Genomic DNA, 17,840 nt, shown 5'->3' on the forward strand with positions numbered 1-17,840 from the left:
TGGGTACTAATTATGCGAAATGTAGTATTGACACCACCGTCTACAAGAGCACTATTGTGACTAAGCCAAATACTGAAAGTTCCAACTTTCTTAAAATTATTTGCCATTATTGTTTCACAATGTGATGTAATGAAAATAGCTATCCCTATCAATTTGGGAAAACTTGAGCAAAAGCAATGGTATTGAGCAATTAAATATTTCTAGATAGCTGTCTATATCTTGATTTTGCATAGCGTTTTAGGATGACTCAGAAGATTATAACAGTCTTACTGCAACTCCTAAAACAAGACAAAGTCAATTGAGTGTAGACAATTCGACTATAGCCCGGGATTTAATAAGTTTTATGAACGCAAACCGTGAACATCAGTGTGATGTATTAGTGGTAGGAAGTGGTGCGGCAGGCTTGTCATTAGCTTTACGCGTAGCAGAACATGCAAAAGTAATTGTATTAAGCAAAGGACCACGCAGCGAAGGATCGACGTATTACGCACAAGGTGGTATCGCCGCGGTGTTCGATGAGTCGGACAGTATTGAGTCTCATGTAGAGGATACTCAAATTGCTGGGGCCGGGTTATGCGAAGAAGATACCGTTCAATTCATTGCTGAAAATGCGAAAGAGTGTGTGCAATGGCTGATTGATGGTGGTGTTCCATTTGATAAAGATGAGAACAGCACGGAAGGTCAGCCAAAATATCACCTAACTCGTGAGGGTGGACATAGCCACCGCAGAATTCTGCACGCTGCTGATGCCACCGGCATGGCGATGCAAACTTCGCTACAAGATAACGTCAACAACCACCCAAACATCGAAATCTTCGAGCGCCACAATGCGCTAGATTTGATCACTGAAGATAAGGTTGGTGGTTCGAAAGATAAAGTTATCGGTGCCTACATCTGGAACCGTAACCAAGAACACGTTGAAACCGTGCGCGCTAAATTTGTTGTATTAGCAACAGGCGGCGCTTCAAAGGTTTACCAATACACCTCTAACCCAGATGTCTCTTCCGGTGATGGTATTGCTATCGCTTGGCGTGCGGGTTGCCGAGTAGCAAACCTTGAGTTCAACCAGTTCCACCCAACGTGCTTATTCCACCCAGAAGCGCGTAACTTCCTACTAACGGAAGCACTACGTGGTGAAGGTGCCTACCTTCGTCGTCCAGATGGCTCCCGCTTTATGAAAGATTTCGATGAGCGCGGTGAATTGGCTCCGCGTGATGTAGTTGCTCGTGCAATTGACTTTGAAATGAAGCGCCTAGGTGCAGATTGCATGTATGTCGATATCAGTCACAAGCCTGAAGAGTTCATCACCACGCACTTCCCAATGATCCACACGCGTTTGATGGATTTGGGTATCGATATGACCAAAGAGCCGATCCCTATCGTACCAGCTGCTCACTATACTTGTGGTGGTGTGATGGTAAATAAGCAAGGTCAAACCGACTTAACTAACCTATATGCGATTGGTGAAGTGAGCTACACCGGCCTACACGGTGCGAACCGTATGGCTTCTAACTCACTGCTTGAATGTGTGGTTTACGCATGGGCGGCAGCCAAAGACATCGTTGAAAACATCGACCAGTCTCAGCTTTGTGCTGAACTACCAGCATGGGATGAAAGCCAAGTCACCAATAGTGATGAAGAGGTTATCATTCAGCACAACTGGCACGAACTACGCCTATTCATGTGGGATTACATGGGGATTGTTCGAACCGATAAACGACTAGAACGTGCACTACGCCGTATCCAGATGTTGCAACAAGAAACTCATGAGTACTACAGCTACTTCAGGGTTTCGAATAACTTGTTAGAACTGCGTAACTTGCTACAGGTTGCAGAGTTAATGGTTCGTTGTGCAATGCAACGTAAAGAGAGCCGTGGCTTACACTACACGTTAGATTACCCTGAGCTTGCAAAAGACAGTGGCCCAACAATTCTTACACCAGAGAAAACCCAATCGTAAATATGAGTAACAGATAAATAAAAAGGAGCAAGTGCTCCTTTTTTTTATCTAGCGCTCTCGTTGTAAGAGTGCCAGAAAATGACGATACTCACGCTCACGACAGCTGTCTCGCCATAGTAAGACAGAGTGTCCACACTCGAATTGCAGTTTGACAAAGAACTGTGCCCAGGCTTTGTCAACGGACTTTAATTTATAACGTTGGTCATTCAGCTTTATCTCACCATCGTCTTTATAATCAAAATGCCCATAAGCGGAATTTAATATCACATTATTTGTTCGAAACAAGTTGATCATTAAAGGCAAGCAATAGAGGCTAATAACGAGCGGAATGGAAGAAAGAACAATGAAAAACAAAAGGCACCCAAAAATAGTGCCTTTTGCGAATGATGCTGAATATGAAGGGTTAAGCTGAAGCTTAACGAACCTTGCTGAGGTTATGTGCGACAATTTTATCAACCATTGATGCGTGACCTAAGTTCTCACTGCGTCCATGTCCCATTACCCAAGTAAACAGATCTGGATCATCACACTCTAGTAGAGAAACAAACTCGCGCTGCTCCTGCTCTTGCAATGAATCAAAACACTCTTCAAAAAATGGCATGATGACTACATCAAGTTCTAACATGCCGCGACGGCAACCCCATTTAATTCGTGCTTTCTGCTCTGCAGTGTACATTGGCTATCCTCACCTATAATTTTGCTTTCTCAGAGTGTAACAAGTCAGGCGCTCTGCAACTACTATGTGAGTCACAGTCCCTATCTAAGCTCACAAAAAAACCTATGCTGACAAAGAAACAGAACCGGATTAACATAGAGGAAAACAAAATTCTTAGGAAAGATAATATGGATTGGAAAAATACATTTCAGCCGCTCGCTCATACACAAAATGATTCGCTTCCAGAACTAATGATGACACACGTGTCTGACTGGAGTGCCATTACCATGGTAGGCGATGACAAAAAATCATACTTGCAAGGTCAAATTACATGTGATGTCGTCACTCTTCCTAGTGATGAATCCACATTAGGCGCGCACTGCGATGCAAAAGGAAAGGTATGGAGCATCTTTCGTTTATTCCACCACAATGGTGGCTACGCACTCATGCAACCTAAATCTGCTATTGAGATCGAATTAGTTGAAATCAAGAAGTATGCCGTATTCTCTAAGGTCGATATCGAACAAACGTCTGACGTTGTTATCGGTGTGATGGGGGCGTCTGCGAATCAATACATTGATTCTATTTCAGAAAGCCAAGGCAATGTGCGTGCTATCTCTGGCGGCACAGCCGTCTTAGTATCAGACAACCGTTGGGCTCTGCTTGTTACAGAAGAAGCCGCTGAAGCCTTGGTATCAAGCAGCACTGCGGAAAAAGTATCAGAGGCGTTATGGCAGTATCATGAGATTCTTGATGCTCAGCCTAATCTATCGAAAGCAGAGCAAAACGAACACATCCCGCAAGCATTGAACCTACATGCTCTTGGCGGCATTAGCTTTTCAAAGGGTTGTTACACAGGTCAAGAAACCGTAGCTCGCGCCAAGTATCGTGGCATGAACAAACGTGAGATGCGTATTGTTTCAGGCACAACAGCGGACGTGTTGTCTCTAGAAAGTCCTATTGAACTAGAGCGTAGCGTTGGTGAGAACTGGCGTAGTGCTGGCCGACTCTTAAACGTATATCAATTTTCTGATAACCAAGCGATTGGTTTGATGGTGTTACCAAACAACCTTGATGACGATGTTCAGCTTCGATTGACTGCACAACCTGATCAAACGTGGAACATCCTACCATTGCCTTATAGCCTCGACGAAGAGTAATCACGTGGAAACACCGATTACACAATGGCTGGATCAACAGCAGGTGAACTATCGCCTGCTGATGCAAAGCAAACCAACCACCAGCATCGAAGAAACAGCACAAGAACGAGGTATCGACACCTCTCAAATGGTGAAGTGCATCCTGCTGAAAGATATGGGTAACCAGTATGCGTTGGCTTGTACTACTGGTAATCGCTCTGTCGACCCCAAGAAAGTACGTTCGCTACTGAATTACCGCCGAATGACCTGCGTATCACTCAATGATGTTGAGGCCATCACCGGCTTTAAAGTTGGATGTGTTGGCCCTCTAGTCCTAAAAAGACATATGCCGATCATTTTTGATCCTTCCATTCAGAACAACTCAACCGTGACTATTAGCTCAGGTGATCGAATGGCTGGTGTAGCAATGGAACTCAATGATCTTATGGCCCTATGCGTACCGATCGTTTCAGACATCAGTCGATGATCCTCTCGTTCGCGTCATAGATCGCAAACTTCATCCTATTATTTCATTGAGTACATTTTTAGTGTGAACTTCATCATAATAAGAACGCGCCATAAATAAATAGTTAATCAAAATAAAAGCATAAGTAGTCAAAAGATAAGATTTACGTTATTGTGAGTTTGCTGACTAGCCTTTAGGTAATCAGTATAAGTGAATCCACTGAGTAATATCAGTATCCACTTTTGTGTAATGCATCTGTGACTATTCGCCCGTTTTAGACGGGCTTTTTTTTGTCCAAAATTTACAATTTGATTACACAAACAAAAAAATCCCGCCTATTCTTATATTTGTAACATTGTCACTGCTTAATACCGGACAGGAAAGTTTACGGCAGTTCACTACTCAGCATTATTTTGGGGAGGAGCTCACGTAAAAAAAGATATTTACTGAAGAAAGTGCTTCGAACAGCACAAATATCTAATTAACGTCAAACCGACTGCGTATTACTCCATTCTTATCACAATTATGATCTCGGAGTTTTTCTATAATATGCAGGCTAAGTAAATATAAGGATAATTAAGAATGAGACTGTTTAAGCGCTATACACCGAGTATGATTGCTAAACATGTAAGTCGACTTTTCAAAGGACGAATCTACATTTACGGCGTAGGGAAATTTGAGTTTGATAACGGCAAGCTAGTCCTGCCAGATCGAGCAGAGAAACGCCACTTTCAAACGGTGAAAGAAATAAATAGTGAAATCATGAAGCTGCGCTGTGCTTACGCCTAATCTGATTATCTAAAGAATTCAAAACAAAAAGGGTTGGCATGTGCCAACCCTTTTTTCGTACTCATGACGCTGAGAGTTACTCTCTGGCGTTAGTTCAGGTGAGAACATTGAACGACTACCGATGAGTCACTGGACGCTTCGCTAACTCAGGAAGATTTCCTGATAGACCAAGTGCCCGCTTCATTATTTCATCTTTCGCACCAGGTAGTTGGCCGGCCAGTTTCATACCAATGCCACGAATCAGCTTCTTCGCTGGATTGTCGCCTTCAAACAGATCTTTAAAGCCTTGCATTGAAGCGATCATTTTCGCCGCCTCTGCTTTTCTCCAGCGCTCATAACTGCGTAGGTTGCGCTTGGCACCAATGTCCTCGCCAGCGGCCCACAGCTTTAACAACTCTTGCGCTAAACTTGCAGCATCTAATAGGCCAAGGTTAACGCCCTGCCCTGCTAATGGATGAATAGTATGAGCAGCATCACCAACCAAAGCCACACGCTCTACCGCAAAGTCACGTGCATAACGCATCCGCAGTGGGAAGGCAAAACGGTCACCAACCACTTCGCATAATCCAAGCTTCGAATCGAACTCTGCCGTTAGTTGTTTATTGAATTCAGCATCCGACATGGACACAAGATTCTCGGCACGATTAGGTTCGGTAGACCAAACAATCGAGCTCATGTTGCCCGGCTGCATTGGTAAGAATGCCAGTGGGCCTTGGGGTGTAAATATTTGACGAGCAACACTGTGGTGCGGCTCTGTTGTTTTAATGTTGGCGACAATCGCACTGTGACCGTAATCCCAATGCGTCAGCGGAATATCTTGTTGTTTACGAACCCAAGAGTTTGCGCCGTCCGCTCCAACAACTAACTTAGCTGTCAGCGCTTGACCATTGTCTAATGTTAACCAAGCTTCACTTTCACCGATCGCCATCGTTTTGCATGTCGCTGGCATGTAGAGGCTTACGTTGTCCTGCTTCTTAACCTGATCAAGCAACGCTAATTGAATCACTCGATTTTCAACAATATGGCCTAGGTTAGGCTGTGCCAAGCGTGTTGAGTCAAACTCGATACGAGCGAAGCTGTCTTGCTCCCACACTTCCATCGCTTGATAAGGTGCGGCGCGTCTTTGTTCAATGCCTTGCCAAGCACCTAAATTACGCAGAATCGATTCGCTCGAACGACTCAGAGCCGATACTCGAACATCCGGCAATTCGTTCAGGCCTTCGCTAGGTGCTTTGCCCTCAATCACGGCAATTCTTAGATCACTGTCTTTCAACGCAGCCGCGAGCGCTAGGCCCACCATGCCACCACCAACAATCGCGATATCAACACTTTGCATCATTATTTATTACCTTATCTTTCTACTAGGCCAAGCGTATGACGCAAAAGTGGACCTTTAAGTGGTGGAAGGTTATCCATGACAGCTAACCCCAGATTACGCCCGATACGAGCGGTTAAAAATTCGTTTGAGAACAGATGAACGAGACTTGATGTCAGCGTGATCGTTGCGTCTCTGTCTTGTTCTCTACGCTTTCTAAAGTTAACAAGACCTGTGTAACGGCCTACATCATCCAACTGACAACACAACTCTTCAGCCAAGGAAGCCACATCTCGGATACCTAGATTAAAGCCTTGACCGGCAATGGGGTGAAGCGTTTGCGCTGCATTACCAACAATGGCGAATCGATGTGACACGTTCTGCTGTCGATGGCGAAGAAGCAATGGGTAGCTAGCACGCTTACCAACCTTCTCTAATCGACCCAGTCGCCAACCAAAGTCACACTGAAGCTGCTCAAGGAATTCGTTGTCGTTAAAAGTCATGACTTTATCGGCTTGGTCCGGCGGCATACACCAAACCAGAGACAAACGATTATCGCTCATCGGCAGTAGAGCAACTGGCCCATGATGAGTAAAACGCTCAAATGCGCGGCCTTGATGGGGTTCGCTAGCCACGATATTGGCAATCACAGCGACTTGTTCAAAGTCATGCTCACTCAGTGGGATATTAAGTTGCTGACAACAGGTTGAAATTGCACCGTCGGCCGCAACTAATAACTTAGCCGTAATGGTTTGTCCACTATTGAGGTCGACAGTCGTCAGTGATTCACTGCGCTCGATTTTCGCAACCGAATCAGGACACAACATCGTAATTGCCGCTTCTGATTCCAGCTTCTGCTGATAAACTCGACCAACATCCGCTAACTCGACCACATAGCCAAGTGCATCTACAGCCAGTTCTTCACTGTAGATATCCGTCATTCCGGCATGGCCTCTATCCGATACATGGATATCTTTAATCGGAGAAGCCACGGAAGCGATAGATTGCCACAAGCGCAATGAATCGAGAATCTGTACCGTGCCATAAGACAAAGCAATCGAACGAGAATCAAACCCTGGGTGAGCTTGATGATCAACCTGATAAGGTTCAACAACCGCAATCGATAGCGAACCTTGGCTTAGGTGATTCAGAGCAAGGGCTAAGGTTGCCCCTGCCATTGCGCCACCCGCAATTACAACATCATACTGAGCCATCATAACCTCAAATCGACAAACGATTAGTGAATAGTTGGCGCCGCATCTTCAGATGGGCGTGCACCAAATTCAGCATGAATCGTTAGTGCACACGCTTTTACGTGCTCAATAACGTGCTCTAGAAGCTGCGCTTGCTCTTCCAGATCATCGTCCTCGTCAATGCCTAGCTTCGCCATCTCTTCAAGATCCGCCAACGCTTCTTTAGCGCCATCAGACGCTTTGTTTAATTGAGCGCCAACAAGACCCAAGCCTGAAATAAAATGATTAATCCAATCAGATACGCCGTCAGCCAGATCAAAAATACTCGCGCTTGCGTCCTCATCCGGCAATAACATAGACAGCTCCATGCCTGAGCCTGTAATTTCGCTGGTTGTTACTTTCAGTGTTGCTTCCGCTAAGGTTAACGCGCGATCTGGCCAGCCCATACCTTCGTTGGTGTAATCGAAGATCAATGGTTGCCAGCTTTTATCTGCAAGGTTTAAGCCTCCGCTTAACATACCCGTTAATAAACCGTGCATCTCAGCAGGGGTAACGGCTAGACTTGCCGATTGAAGTTCAGTCGCAACCGTTAGGTAGTCAGGTAAAGTAGTTTCGCTCATCAGATAGCTCGCTCAGTTATTCTTTATATCGATAGTATAATCGTACCACTTCACCCCAATTCTGGTAAGCATCGATCCCTAGCAATTGAAGGGTGACTGACTAGCAATTGTTCAATTTGCTGAATTACTGTGTGCTCAAGCTCTCATTTACAAACAGTCACTCTGAAAAGCTTGAATCTTAATAGCGGTTTACCTATAGTTTCTCCCTCAGAGGAGATTGCTTCCTCATCGGTACTTGCACTTTTTCTTTCTCAAAAAATGGCAAAGAGCAACAGCCTTAAAATAGCGCGTTAAAGAGTTCATCCATCATGAGTAATCAAGCGGTAGACGTTGAAATATTAGGAAAACTGACTCGAGTGAATTGTCCACCAGGGCAAGAAGAGTCATTGATTGCAGCGGCGGCCGATCTCGATAATCGATTGAAAGAGATGGCTGAACGTACTAAGGTAACCAATGAAGTAAAGCTGCTGACTATCGCAGCTCTGAACATTTGCTACGAATTACAAACCAAGAAGTTTGAAGCAAATGATGAACAAAACGCACTGACCGAGCGCATGGAACAGCTCACGACATCACTTTCGGATGTCCTCAGTAAAGTTAAGCACGGACAGCAATAGCGTACACAAAATTTACCCTGGAGTGTTTGTCAGAGGATTCACGTCCCCGAGCCGATAAGCAATCCCTAAGGGTTAGTACTTGAGTGCTATTGAGCATGCTCGGCCCGACCGAGAAGCCTACGGTAATCATTGCTGATCCGCCTTGAACTCGCTGGTTCAAGGGCCATCTATTCTCAACGGCACTTTGGGGTATCCCTTCTTATGAAGACGCTCACACGCAGCGAATTTCGCAAACAGATCCGTATCAAACGCAATGCCTTATCTGGCGACCAACAAACTCAATCCGGTATAGACTTAGTTAAGCAGTGCATGCAGCTTGATGATATTCAGTCTGCTCAGCATATTGCTCTTTATATTTCGATTGATGGCGAACTCGATACTCAGCCTTTAGTCGAATGGTTATGGGCGCAAGGTAAACAAACTTATTTACCAGTATTGCACCCTTTCTCTGCCGGACATCTGCTGTTCCTGCACTACTCACCAACCACACCCACGGTTTTGAATAAATACGGCATTGTCGAACCTCAGCTCAATCAATTGCTCGTTAAGCCGTGCCAACAACTCGACCTTATTCTTACACCACTGGTGGGCTTTGACTCTCAAGGGCATCGCTTAGGCATGGGCGGCGGATATTATGATCGTACTTTGGCTCAATGGTTTGAAACTGGCGAAGGTGCAACGCCAATTGGTTTGGCTCATGATTGCCAGCATGTTGATTCCCTACCGATTGAAGAATGGGACATTCCTTTACCTAAAATAGTGACTCCGAGTAAAACTTGGCAATGGGAAAACAACTATTAAAGCGCTATAATCGCGCCGCAAACGTTAACCTCAAGATATAAACGTTAACTTCAATACGCGAACGATTAATTCAAAGCGCAAGACCTTATTCAGGAGAATGGCATGACTCAAGATGAAATGAAAAAAGCGGCTGGCTGGGCAGCACTTCAATATGTTGAAGAAGGCAGCATTGTCGGTGTAGGTACTGGCTCAACAGTAAATCACTTCATCGACGCACTTGGCACAATGAAAGACAAAATCAAAGGTGCGGTTTCAAGCTCTGTAGCCTCTACTGAAAAACTAGAAGCGCTAGAAATCAAAGTATTTGAGTGTAATGACGTATTTAAACTAGACGTTTACGTTGATGGTGCAGATGAAATTAACGCTTCACGCGACATGATCAAAGGCGGCGGTGCTGCTTTGACTCGTGAAAAAATCGTAGCGGCTATCTCAGACAAGTTTATTTGTATCGTAGATGACACGAAAGCGGTTGATGTTTTGGGCAAATTCCCTCTTCCTGTTGAAGTTATTCCAATGGCACGCTCATACGTAGCTCGCGAGCTAGTGAAACTTGGTGGTGACCCAGTTTACCGCGACGGTTGTACAACAGATAACGGTAACATGATCCTAGACGTGTACGGCATGGCGATCGAAAACCCAAAACAATTAGAAGATAATATCAATGCTATCGCTGGTGTAGTTACAGTTGGTCTGTTTGCTCACCGCGGCGCAGATGTGGTGATCACTGGCACGCCTGAAGGTGCAAAAATAGAAGAATAAATACCAAGAGATTGAGTTTTTCTGTTACTTCATTACATACGGTGCCCAAGGGCGCCGTTTTTTTGCTTTGTACCCGTAAAATTATGTCTTATTCCGTAATTTTCTTACCCAAAACATTTTTTTTTTGTTACTTTATTGTTCAGAAGACGCACAAGGAAAACGTTTGTCTCCTGACAAAATGGTGAATTAGTTCCCCTCTCAGCCATTTTGTTGCACGTGCGCCGCATTTGCCCCACCTTTCCACTTTAAGGACGAGAACAATGGCCAAAGTTTCACTGGAAAAAGACAAAATAAAAATTCTACTTCTAGAAGGTCTTCACCCTTCTTCTGTAGAAGTACTGCAAGCCGCTGGTTATACCAATATTGAGTATCATAAAGGCTCATTACCAGAAGATGAGCTTCTTGAGGCTGTTAAAGATGTTCACTTCATTGGTATACGTTCTCGCACAAACATCTCTCAAGAAGTTATTGATGCGGCTGAAAAGCTTGTTGCTGTCGGCTGCTTCTGTATCGGTACAAACCAAGTAAACCTTCAAGCTGCGGCGAAGCGCGGTATTCCTGTATTCAATGCGCCATTCTCAAATACACGAAGTGTTGCTGAATTGGTTCTTGGTCAGATTTTATTACTATTACGTGGTATCCCAGAAAAGAACGCTCTCGCTCACCGTGGCATTTGGAAGAAGAGTGCAGATAACTCTTACGAAGCTCGTGGTAAGCGTTTAGGTATTATTGGCTACGGTCACATTGGTACTCAACTGGGTATTATTGCGGAAAATCTTGGGATGCGAGTTTACTTCTATGACATCGAGAACAAACTGTCTTTGGGTAACGCAACGCAAGTTCATACCATGACTGAATTGCTAAACAAGTGCGACGTGATCTCTTTGCACATACCTGAAACCAAAGAAACTAAGAACATGATGGGGAAAGAAGAGTTCGAGCGAATGAAGCCTGGCTCTATCTTTATTAATGCGGCACGTGGCACTGTGGTTGATATCCCTGCTCTGTGTGGTGCTCTAGATTCTGGTCACCTTGCTGGTGCAGCGATCGACGTTTTCCCAACAGAACCAAAAACCAATGCAGACCCATTTGAGTCTCCATTAATGCAGTTCGACAATGTCATCTTGACTCCTCACGTAGGTGGTTCAACACAAGAAGCACAAGAGAATATTGGTGTAGAAGTAGCAGGTAAGCTAGCGAAATACTCTGATAACGGCTCAACGCTATCAAGTGTTAACTTCCCAGAAGTATCACTGCCATTGCATACTGGAACGTCTCGTTTGCTCCATATCCACGAAAACCGTCCTGGCATTCTAACTCAGATCAACACCATCTTCGCAGAAGAAGGCATCAATATCGCAGGTCAGTACTTACAGACGGCGGCAGATATGGGTTATGTGGTTATTGATGTAGAAGCAAATCGTTCAGAAGAAGCACTGGCTAAACTGAAAGAGATCGAAGGCACAATCCGCGCTCGTCTACTTCACTAATCATCAAACTCGATCATTAGTAAAAAGGCTCTCATAATGAGAGCCTTTTTAGTATTTGGCCTATCGTAGGTAATTAGATCATAGTGATCTAATACCTCTCAGATGTGTGTTCCCTATTCTTCTAGTTGATAGATCACATTAACACGATCGCGGATAGTGATCGTTGAATCTTCATAAGAGTTCGACTCTGTTCTCGCATCCATCGCCATTGAGCGCATTAGCACGGGCTGAGAAGATTGTGCGTTGTAATCTACACGCCATACATCACCTAACTCACGTTCAAAACCACTCGCTAGCGACTTAGCTTTCAACCTTGCATCTTTAATTGCTTCTAAGCGCGCTTGTTCTTGGTACTTAGCTTCGTCACGAACCTGAAGCTGAATATTATCGATCTGATTAATACCCTGCCCAATAGCAATATCCATGTACTCATTTAAGTTAGCTAAATCGTTCACTTGAACCGTCACGTTACGTGAAGCTCTATAGCCAACTAGCTCAGGCTTGCCATCTTTAGGGTAATGGTACTGAGGAGACAGATAGAGATTAGAGCTGTGTACACTCTCTTCCTTGACGCCAGCGTGATGCAGCTTGTTGAGGAAACCCGTTACAACTTTATCAACGGTTTTTTTTGCCTGTTCAGCCGTCATCGTCGATTCTACGACTCTAACAGAAAATGTTGCCATATTAGGTGTCGCAACTACTTCACCATAGCCCGTCGTTGAAATATGCGGAAAAGAGGGAGAGTTTGCCAATGATGGAAAACTCACAGCACTCAACGCTGCAGTAAGAGTAAGAGACGTTACTAACATCTTTGGTGCAAACTTCATTAGGTAGACCTGTGCTAAGCAAATGTACTTTCATCATAGAGCAATTTGTCGTTTAGCCAATCCTAACATCTCATTTCTAACAGAACATTGACGATGAAAAAATCGACAGATTACTGAGGCAAGTGGTTGTGAGCATAACTTAATATCGCTTGAGATATCTCTTTGAGTACCCCACTTTCTAACTGCCAGTGGTGCCAGTAGATGCGATAAGACAGCAGAAAACCAGGCGTGATATCAATCAATGCCCCAGACTCTAACTCATCAATGATCTGCAATCGAGGGATCAAACAGTAGGCAACACCTGATAAACCCAAACGTACAAACGCTTCTGAGCTACCTACTGTATGATTGATCACACTGTCTCTTGGTACGTTAAAATGGTCATGAAGAAACTTCTTATGCAGGTCATCATATTGGTCATAAGAGACCGCTGGTGCCTTGCTTAATGTGGCGTAGTTTACGCCCTCAGAAAAATAGCGCTGATGGAAGTCAGGGCTCGCCACACATACATAATCCATTCTGCCGAGATAATCAGCACTGCAGCCTGGAATCGCTTGAGACTCCAAACTGATCGCGCCGGCAACCTCACCACTTTTTATCTTATCAATGGTTCTCGCCTCACCATGAATCGCGAGGTTCAGTTCCACTTGGCGAGACCTCATCACATCCGATAATGCTGGTAACAGCCATGTCGCCAAACTATCTGCGTTGGTTGCTATCGATATAGACAGAGGATGATGACCATCTTCATTCATTAATTCAGGGACAAATTCGTGCTCTAACAAACGAACCCGGCGATACAAACCCAATAATTTTTTACCCGCTGGGGTTGGCCTTGGCGGGTTTTCTCTCACCAAAGCAGGTTGAGCTAGCCACTTTTCCAGTTGTTTGATACGTTGAGACACCGCAGACTGGGAGATATATAACTGCTCCGCAGCCCTTTCGAAGCTACGTTGTTTCACCACAGCATCCAGTGCTTCTATCCACTTATAATCCAATCCACGCATCAATTTGCTTCCTTTTTGAGCTAACTCAACATAACATTAGCAACTCTAATAATAGATTAAAATCATTAATTATACTTATTTAAAAAGTCAGAGTATCTTCGCCATATAGCACGTAAATATCGTTAAATCAGTGGAGGTTAAAATGAGTTTTTGGGTTTTATTACAAGGTTTTGGTCTAGGGGCAAGCATGATTATCCCTATTGGCGCTCAGAATGCGTACGTCTTAAATCAAGGGATAAAGCGCAACCATCATTTAACCACTGCGACAATTTGTAGCCTGCTCGACACTCTGTTTATCTCATTGGGTATTTTTGGTGGCGGTGCGATTTTGTCGCAAAACGAATTGCTACTCACCTCAGTAACGTTAGGCGGTATCGCTTTTCTAACCGTGTATGGTTTGTTGTCGCTACGCAGTGCCTTTAAAGCGCCCTCAAACGAGGAGTCAAAAGGGGAGATACTGGCTCGTGGTAAGCGCACCGTTATTTTGGGTGCATTGGCGGTTACCGTATTAAACCCACACCTCTATTTGGATACCGTAGTGATTCTAGGTTCGATTGGCGGGCAGTTTGAAGGTAACGACAGAATTGCTTTTGCTATGGGGACTATCTTGGCTTCGTTCGTTTGGTTTTACTCTTTGTCATTGGGCGCAGCAAAGCTAGGTCCAACGCTATCTAAACCGAATGTTAAGAAAGGTATCGATATCGCAGTCGCAACCATAATGTTTGCCATTGCACTTGTGCTCGTTAATGGGCTGATTGAACAGTACTGGTTAACCGCTTAAAGAACCGAGATTACCGACCAAGCCAGACATGCCGTAAGTGACCCAATAATATAATGAAGCTACTCTAGAATGACTCGAATTTTATTGTTCAGTTCACTCAGCGCAGCTTCAAGGCTTGGTTCAGACTGGCTCAAGTGCTTTATCAAGGTCATGAAATAGCTATCCATAATCAATGGCATTTTTTCAGAAATAGATACACCGACATTAACCGTCTGAAAGAGTGCCTGATCAAAGGTGCGGTAATAGTCTAGATCCCAAATGACCTCTTTGAGTAACGCTCGACTTAACTCAACATTATCAAAATAATAGCGGTAGTAGCGTTCAATCAGCGAGATCCCAACATCCACAGTACACTTATCTTGCTCAGTGGCTAACACTTCCTGACCAATCTTTTCCAACTGCGATAGCATCCCTTCTCGCAGAATCGTCAACTTGGTTTCAAAATGACTAAACACCGTGCCATCAGCCACACTCGCGTGACGAGCGATCTGACGAGTTGTGGTGTTGTCATAACCATTCTCCCCAAACAACTCCCAAGCAGACGCTAAGATCTTCTGTTTCGTTATCTCTCTCTTACTCACGAAAATACACCCTTCTCAAATCAAGCTTGATCATACTCTTAGTGCTTTAATTTGACAAATTGAGCGCGCTCAATTATAAAAATGAGCATGCTCAATATAATTTTGGAGATACGGACATGATGAATATTTTAAACCGACTGGGACAAGTACTGATTTTTCTGCCCACGATCTTTTGCTTCTCTTACCTACTTCGACCACTACTGATGATAATTCTGATTCCCGGCGGTTTATGTTTATTGGCGATTTTGGGAGGGCAAGAAGTAAGGAAGCCCTTATATGCGATGTTGAAAACATCATTGTGGCCGATGTCTAATCAAAAAAGAAAGCTGAGCATTAAGGCAGTAAACGATAAGAACGATTAACGAGTAGAAGGGTTAATATTGAGAACCCACAAAAAAAGGCGGATAACCTAAGTTATCCGCCTTTCCTTATAAAAGCTTATAGCTATAAAAAACTAACTAGAAATTAAGCTTCTACTTTATTCATGTGTACATCCATTTGCGGGAATGGAATTTCGATACCTTCTTTATCCAAGCCTTCTTTGATTTCTTGCATCAGGTCGAAGTAAACATCCCAATACTCTGCAGTTTTAACCCATGGACGAACTACAAAGTTTACTGAAGAATCAGCTAGCGTATGGACACCAACTTTCACACCTGGCGTTTTTAATATACGTTCATCAGATTCACAGATCTTAGTCAGTAGTGCTTTTGTCTTCTGAAGATCAGCATTGTAAGAAACACCAATCATCAAATCAATACGACGAGTATTATGACGAGAGTAGTTTGTAATTGGGCTACCGATAACGCTACCATTTGGCACCACTACCATTTTGTTATCTGGCGTTGTTAGAACCGTTTGGAAGATCTGAATTGAATCAACCGAACCTGCTACACCACCAATTTCCACATAGTCACCAGACTTAAATGGACGGAACGCAACGATAAGTACACCAGCAGCAAAATTAGATAGTGAGCCTTGCAGCGCAAGACCTACAGCTAAACCTGCCGCACCAATTACAGCGACTACAGATGCAGTTTGAACACCTAAGCGACCAAGAGCAGCAATTAAGACAATAACAAACAACAAGTAACGAACTAAACCGTGGATAAACTCAACAACGGCTCGGTCCATCTTCTTCTTCTCAAGAACCTTGGACACGCTGTTCGCTACCGCTTTAACAACAAGGTTACCAATAAATAAAATTATCAGTGCTGAAATAATATTTACGCCATATTGGATAAATAGATCTGAATTATTTGTTAACCACTTCTCTGCGTGAGACAAGCTGTCCACAAGTGGGGTTTCAATTGATGTCGAACTATCAGCCATAATGTGCATCCTCTATATAATATGCTATGGGCTAAACTGCCTTAAGCCAAACTTACTAGACAACAAAGCAAACAGTTTAACTCCTGTTAAGTTATTGTGTTAAAAGTAAATAAAAGCCAAGTCCTTTTTATAAACTGAACCAAGTCCAGTTTTTCGGCACGATATCCTATCTTTGACAGATTGCAAAGTCATATTTATGTAAGCTTTTGAAAAATAAAACTTACCGATAAACACAAATACCGATAACTAAAAGACTACGAAATTTATGCACGGTAGGCTAGGGTTTTCACATATTTAATACAAGTTTTCATCAGGTATAAAAAAACCCGCTCATTAAGCGGGTTTCTTAAAACTCAAAGAGTACTTAATTCAAAGAATTATAGTACGTCTACAGCATTAAGGTCAGCAAATGCTTTCTCTAGACGAGCAACCATTGAAGCTTGACCTGCACGTAACCATACGCGTGGATCGTAGTACTTCTTGTTTGGAGCTGATTCGCCAGTTGGGTTACCGATTTGACCTTGTAGGAAATCGAAGTTGTCAGCAGAGTACTGACGGATACCGTCCCAAGTCGCCCACTGTGTATCAGTATCGATGTTCATTTTGATAACACCGTAACCGATAGACTCTTGGATTTCTGCTTCAGAAGAGCCAGAACCACCGTGGAATACGAAGTTTAGAGCGTTAGGTGCAATACCGAACTTCTCTGAACAGTATGCTTGAGAATCACGTAGGATAGTAGGAGTCAGTACAACGTTACCAGCTTGGTAAACACCGTGTACGTTGCCGAAAGAAGCAGCGATAGTGAAACGAGGGCTAACTTCCATTAGTTTCTCATAAGCGTACGCTACGTCTTCTGGAGAAGTGTAAAGTTCAGATGCGTCCATATCAGAGTTATCTACGCCGTCTTCTTCACCACCAGTACAACCAAGTTCGATCTCGATTGTCATGTTCATTTTAGCCATGCGCTCTAGGTACTTAGCACATGTTTCGATGTTCTCTTCTAGAGACTCTTCAGAAAGGTCTAGCATGTGAGAAGAGAATAGAGGCTTACCAGTTTGTGCGAAGAACTCTTCACCAGCGTCTAGTAGACCGTCGATCCATGGAAGAAGTTTTTTAGCAGCGTGGTCAGTGTGCAGGATAACTGGAACACCGTAAGCTTCAGCTACAGCGTGTACGTATTTTGCACCAGCTACAGCGCCAAGAACTTGTGCGCCTTGACCTTCAAGTTTAACGCCTTTACCTGCGAAGAATGCAGCGCCGCCGTTAGAGAACTGAACAACTACTGGTGATTTAACTTTAGCAGCTGCTTCTAGTACTGCGTTTACAGAGTCAGTACCAACAACGTTTACAGCAGGAAGAGCAAATTTGTTTTCTTTTGCTACTTCAAATACTTTCTGTACGTCATCGCCAGAAATCACACCAGGTTTTACAAAATCGAAGATCTTAGACATGGAAATAGTCCTATTTATTCTATCGTTTTAAGATTAAAAAACTTAAGTTCAAAA

20 protein-coding genes and 1 other RNA gene are annotated in these 17,840 nt (G+C 43.8%); 11 read left to right on the top strand and 10 right to left on the bottom strand.

Translation table 11 applies throughout. The features are described from left to right. Window positions 1-343: 343 nt before the first annotated feature. Entirely contained in the window at window positions 344-1,960 is a 1,617-nt protein-coding gene (gene nadB, locus ACED48_RS17965) for an L-aspartate oxidase (RefSeq protein WP_017056559.1), read from the top strand. Window positions 1,961-2,008: 48 nt separating this feature from the next. Here nadB and ACED48_RS17970 read toward each other — a convergent pair whose 3' ends face one another. Both ACED48_RS17970 and ACED48_RS17975 read right to left on the bottom strand, forming a co-directional pair. Continuing rightward, a complete protein-coding gene (locus tag ACED48_RS17970; RefSeq protein WP_315897529.1) occupies window positions 2,009-2,416 on the bottom strand; it encodes a protein YgfX in 408 nt (135 codons plus the stop codon). After that, a complete protein-coding gene (locus tag ACED48_RS17975) occupies window positions 2,376-2,636 on the bottom strand; it encodes a succinate dehydrogenase assembly factor 2 (protein WP_004735374.1) in 261 nt (86 codons plus the stop codon). Before ACED48_RS17975 ends, ACED48_RS17970 begins: the two co-directional genes overlap by 41 nt. A gap of 167 nt (window positions 2,637-2,803) precedes the next feature. Here ACED48_RS17975 and ygfZ point away from each other — a divergent pair, with 167 nt between their 5' ends. From ygfZ to ACED48_RS17990, 3 genes are all read left to right on the top strand, one after another. Beyond that, window positions 2,804-3,775 (top strand): tRNA-modifying protein YgfZ, encoded by a 972-nt coding sequence (ygfZ, locus tag ACED48_RS17980; protein ID WP_017056558.1) that lies wholly within the window; start codon window positions 2,804-2,806, stop codon window positions 3,773-3,775. A 4-nt stretch (window positions 3,776-3,779) separates the two neighbouring features. After that, window positions 3,780-4,241, top strand: coding sequence for an aminoacyl-tRNA deacylase (locus ACED48_RS17985; RefSeq protein ID WP_017056557.1), 462 nt, complete (start codon window positions 3,780-3,782; stop codon window positions 4,239-4,241). Between the two features lie 561 nt (window positions 4,242-4,802). After that, a complete protein-coding gene (locus tag ACED48_RS17990; protein ID WP_009847660.1) occupies window positions 4,803-5,009 on the top strand; it encodes a DUF1107 domain-containing protein in 207 nt (68 codons plus the stop codon). A gap of 115 nt (window positions 5,010-5,124) precedes the next feature. On the opposite strand, the gene ACED48_RS17995 is transcribed toward ACED48_RS17990, so the two are convergent. The 3 genes from ACED48_RS17995 to ACED48_RS18005 are packed head-to-tail and all read right to left on the bottom strand — an operon-like array spanning window position 5,125 to window position 8,137. Then, entirely contained in the window at window positions 5,125-6,348 is a 1,224-nt protein-coding gene (locus ACED48_RS17995) for an FAD-dependent 2-octaprenylphenol hydroxylase (RefSeq protein WP_017056556.1), read from the bottom strand. 11 nt (window positions 6,349-6,359) lie between these two features. Next, window positions 6,360-7,538, bottom strand: coding sequence for a 2-octaprenyl-6-methoxyphenyl hydroxylase (gene ubiH, locus ACED48_RS18000; protein WP_017056555.1), 1,179 nt, complete (start codon window positions 7,536-7,538; stop codon window positions 6,360-6,362). A 23-nt stretch (window positions 7,539-7,561) separates the two neighbouring features. After that, window positions 7,562-8,137, bottom strand: a complete 576-nt coding sequence (locus tag ACED48_RS18005; RefSeq protein WP_017056554.1) for a YecA family protein — start codon at window positions 8,135-8,137, stop codon at window positions 7,562-7,564. A 308-nt stretch (window positions 8,138-8,445) separates the two neighbouring features. On the opposite strand from ACED48_RS18005, the gene zapA reads away from it, so the two are divergent. The 5 genes from zapA to serA all read left to right on the top strand — a co-directional run bounded on the left by zapA (window position 8,446) and on the right by serA (window position 11,804). Continuing rightward, entirely contained in the window at window positions 8,446-8,754 is a 309-nt protein-coding gene (gene zapA, locus ACED48_RS18010) for a cell division protein ZapA (protein WP_004735366.1), read from the top strand. An 11-nt stretch (window positions 8,755-8,765) separates the two neighbouring features. After that, a non-coding RNA gene (gene ssrS, locus ACED48_RS18015) (6S RNA) lies at window positions 8,766-8,949 on the top strand. Window positions 8,950-8,955: 6 nt separating this feature from the next. Then, complete coding sequence (locus ACED48_RS18020; protein WP_017056553.1) at window positions 8,956-9,555, top strand: 5-formyltetrahydrofolate cyclo-ligase; 600 nt, start codon at window positions 8,956-8,958, stop codon at window positions 9,553-9,555. A 102-nt stretch (window positions 9,556-9,657) separates the two neighbouring features. Then, window positions 9,658-10,314, top strand: coding sequence for a ribose-5-phosphate isomerase RpiA (rpiA, locus tag ACED48_RS18025; protein WP_017056552.1), 657 nt, complete (start codon window positions 9,658-9,660; stop codon window positions 10,312-10,314). A gap of 260 nt (window positions 10,315-10,574) precedes the next feature. Next, entirely contained in the window at window positions 10,575-11,804 is a 1,230-nt protein-coding gene (serA, locus tag ACED48_RS18030) for a phosphoglycerate dehydrogenase (protein WP_017056551.1), read from the top strand. A gap of 113 nt (window positions 11,805-11,917) precedes the next feature. Here the strand turns inward: serA and ACED48_RS18035 are convergent, their stop codons facing one another. Together ACED48_RS18035 and ACED48_RS18040 are read right to left on the bottom strand one after the other, a co-directional pair. After that, window positions 11,918-12,631, bottom strand: a complete 714-nt coding sequence (locus ACED48_RS18035; protein WP_017056550.1) for an oxidative stress defense protein — start codon at window positions 12,629-12,631, stop codon at window positions 11,918-11,920. A gap of 110 nt (window positions 12,632-12,741) precedes the next feature. Further along, window positions 12,742-13,638 carry a LysR family transcriptional regulator ArgP gene (locus ACED48_RS18040; RefSeq protein ID WP_017056549.1) on the bottom strand — a complete coding sequence of 299 codons (897 nt, stop codon included), beginning with the start codon at window positions 13,636-13,638 and terminating at the stop codon, window positions 12,742-12,744. 142 nt (window positions 13,639-13,780) lie between these two features. Here ACED48_RS18040 and ACED48_RS18045 point away from each other — a divergent pair, with 142 nt between their 5' ends. Further along, window positions 13,781-14,419 carry a LysE/ArgO family amino acid transporter gene (locus ACED48_RS18045; protein ID WP_017056548.1) on the top strand — a complete coding sequence of 213 codons (639 nt, stop codon included), beginning with the start codon at window positions 13,781-13,783 and terminating at the stop codon, window positions 14,417-14,419. A gap of 59 nt (window positions 14,420-14,478) precedes the next feature. Here the strand turns inward: ACED48_RS18045 and ACED48_RS18050 are convergent, their stop codons facing one another. Continuing rightward, window positions 14,479-15,000 (bottom strand): TetR/AcrR family transcriptional regulator, encoded by a 522-nt coding sequence (locus ACED48_RS18050; RefSeq protein WP_017056547.1) that lies wholly within the window; start codon window positions 14,998-15,000, stop codon window positions 14,479-14,481. Between the two features lie 116 nt (window positions 15,001-15,116). Between ACED48_RS18050 and ACED48_RS18055 the strand changes: the two genes are divergently transcribed. Next, window positions 15,117-15,362 (top strand): hypothetical protein, encoded by a 246-nt coding sequence (locus ACED48_RS18055; RefSeq protein ID WP_017056546.1) that lies wholly within the window; start codon window positions 15,117-15,119, stop codon window positions 15,360-15,362. 103 nt (window positions 15,363-15,465) lie between these two features. Here ACED48_RS18055 and mscS read toward each other — a convergent pair whose 3' ends face one another. Then, window positions 15,466-16,332, bottom strand: a complete 867-nt coding sequence (gene mscS, locus ACED48_RS18060; protein WP_017056545.1) for a small-conductance mechanosensitive channel MscS — start codon at window positions 16,330-16,332, stop codon at window positions 15,466-15,468. Window positions 16,333-16,709: 377 nt separating this feature from the next. Further along, window positions 16,710-17,786, bottom strand: a complete 1,077-nt coding sequence (gene fbaA, locus ACED48_RS18065) for a class II fructose-bisphosphate aldolase (protein WP_017056544.1) — start codon at window positions 17,784-17,786, stop codon at window positions 16,710-16,712. Window positions 17,787-17,840 lie beyond the last annotated feature (54 nt).

The organism is Vibrio sp. 5S239 (genome assembly GCF_041439575.1).
In the GTDB taxonomy this organism is placed as follows: Bacteria; Pseudomonadota; Gammaproteobacteria; order Enterobacterales; family Vibrionaceae; genus Vibrio; species Vibrio kanaloae.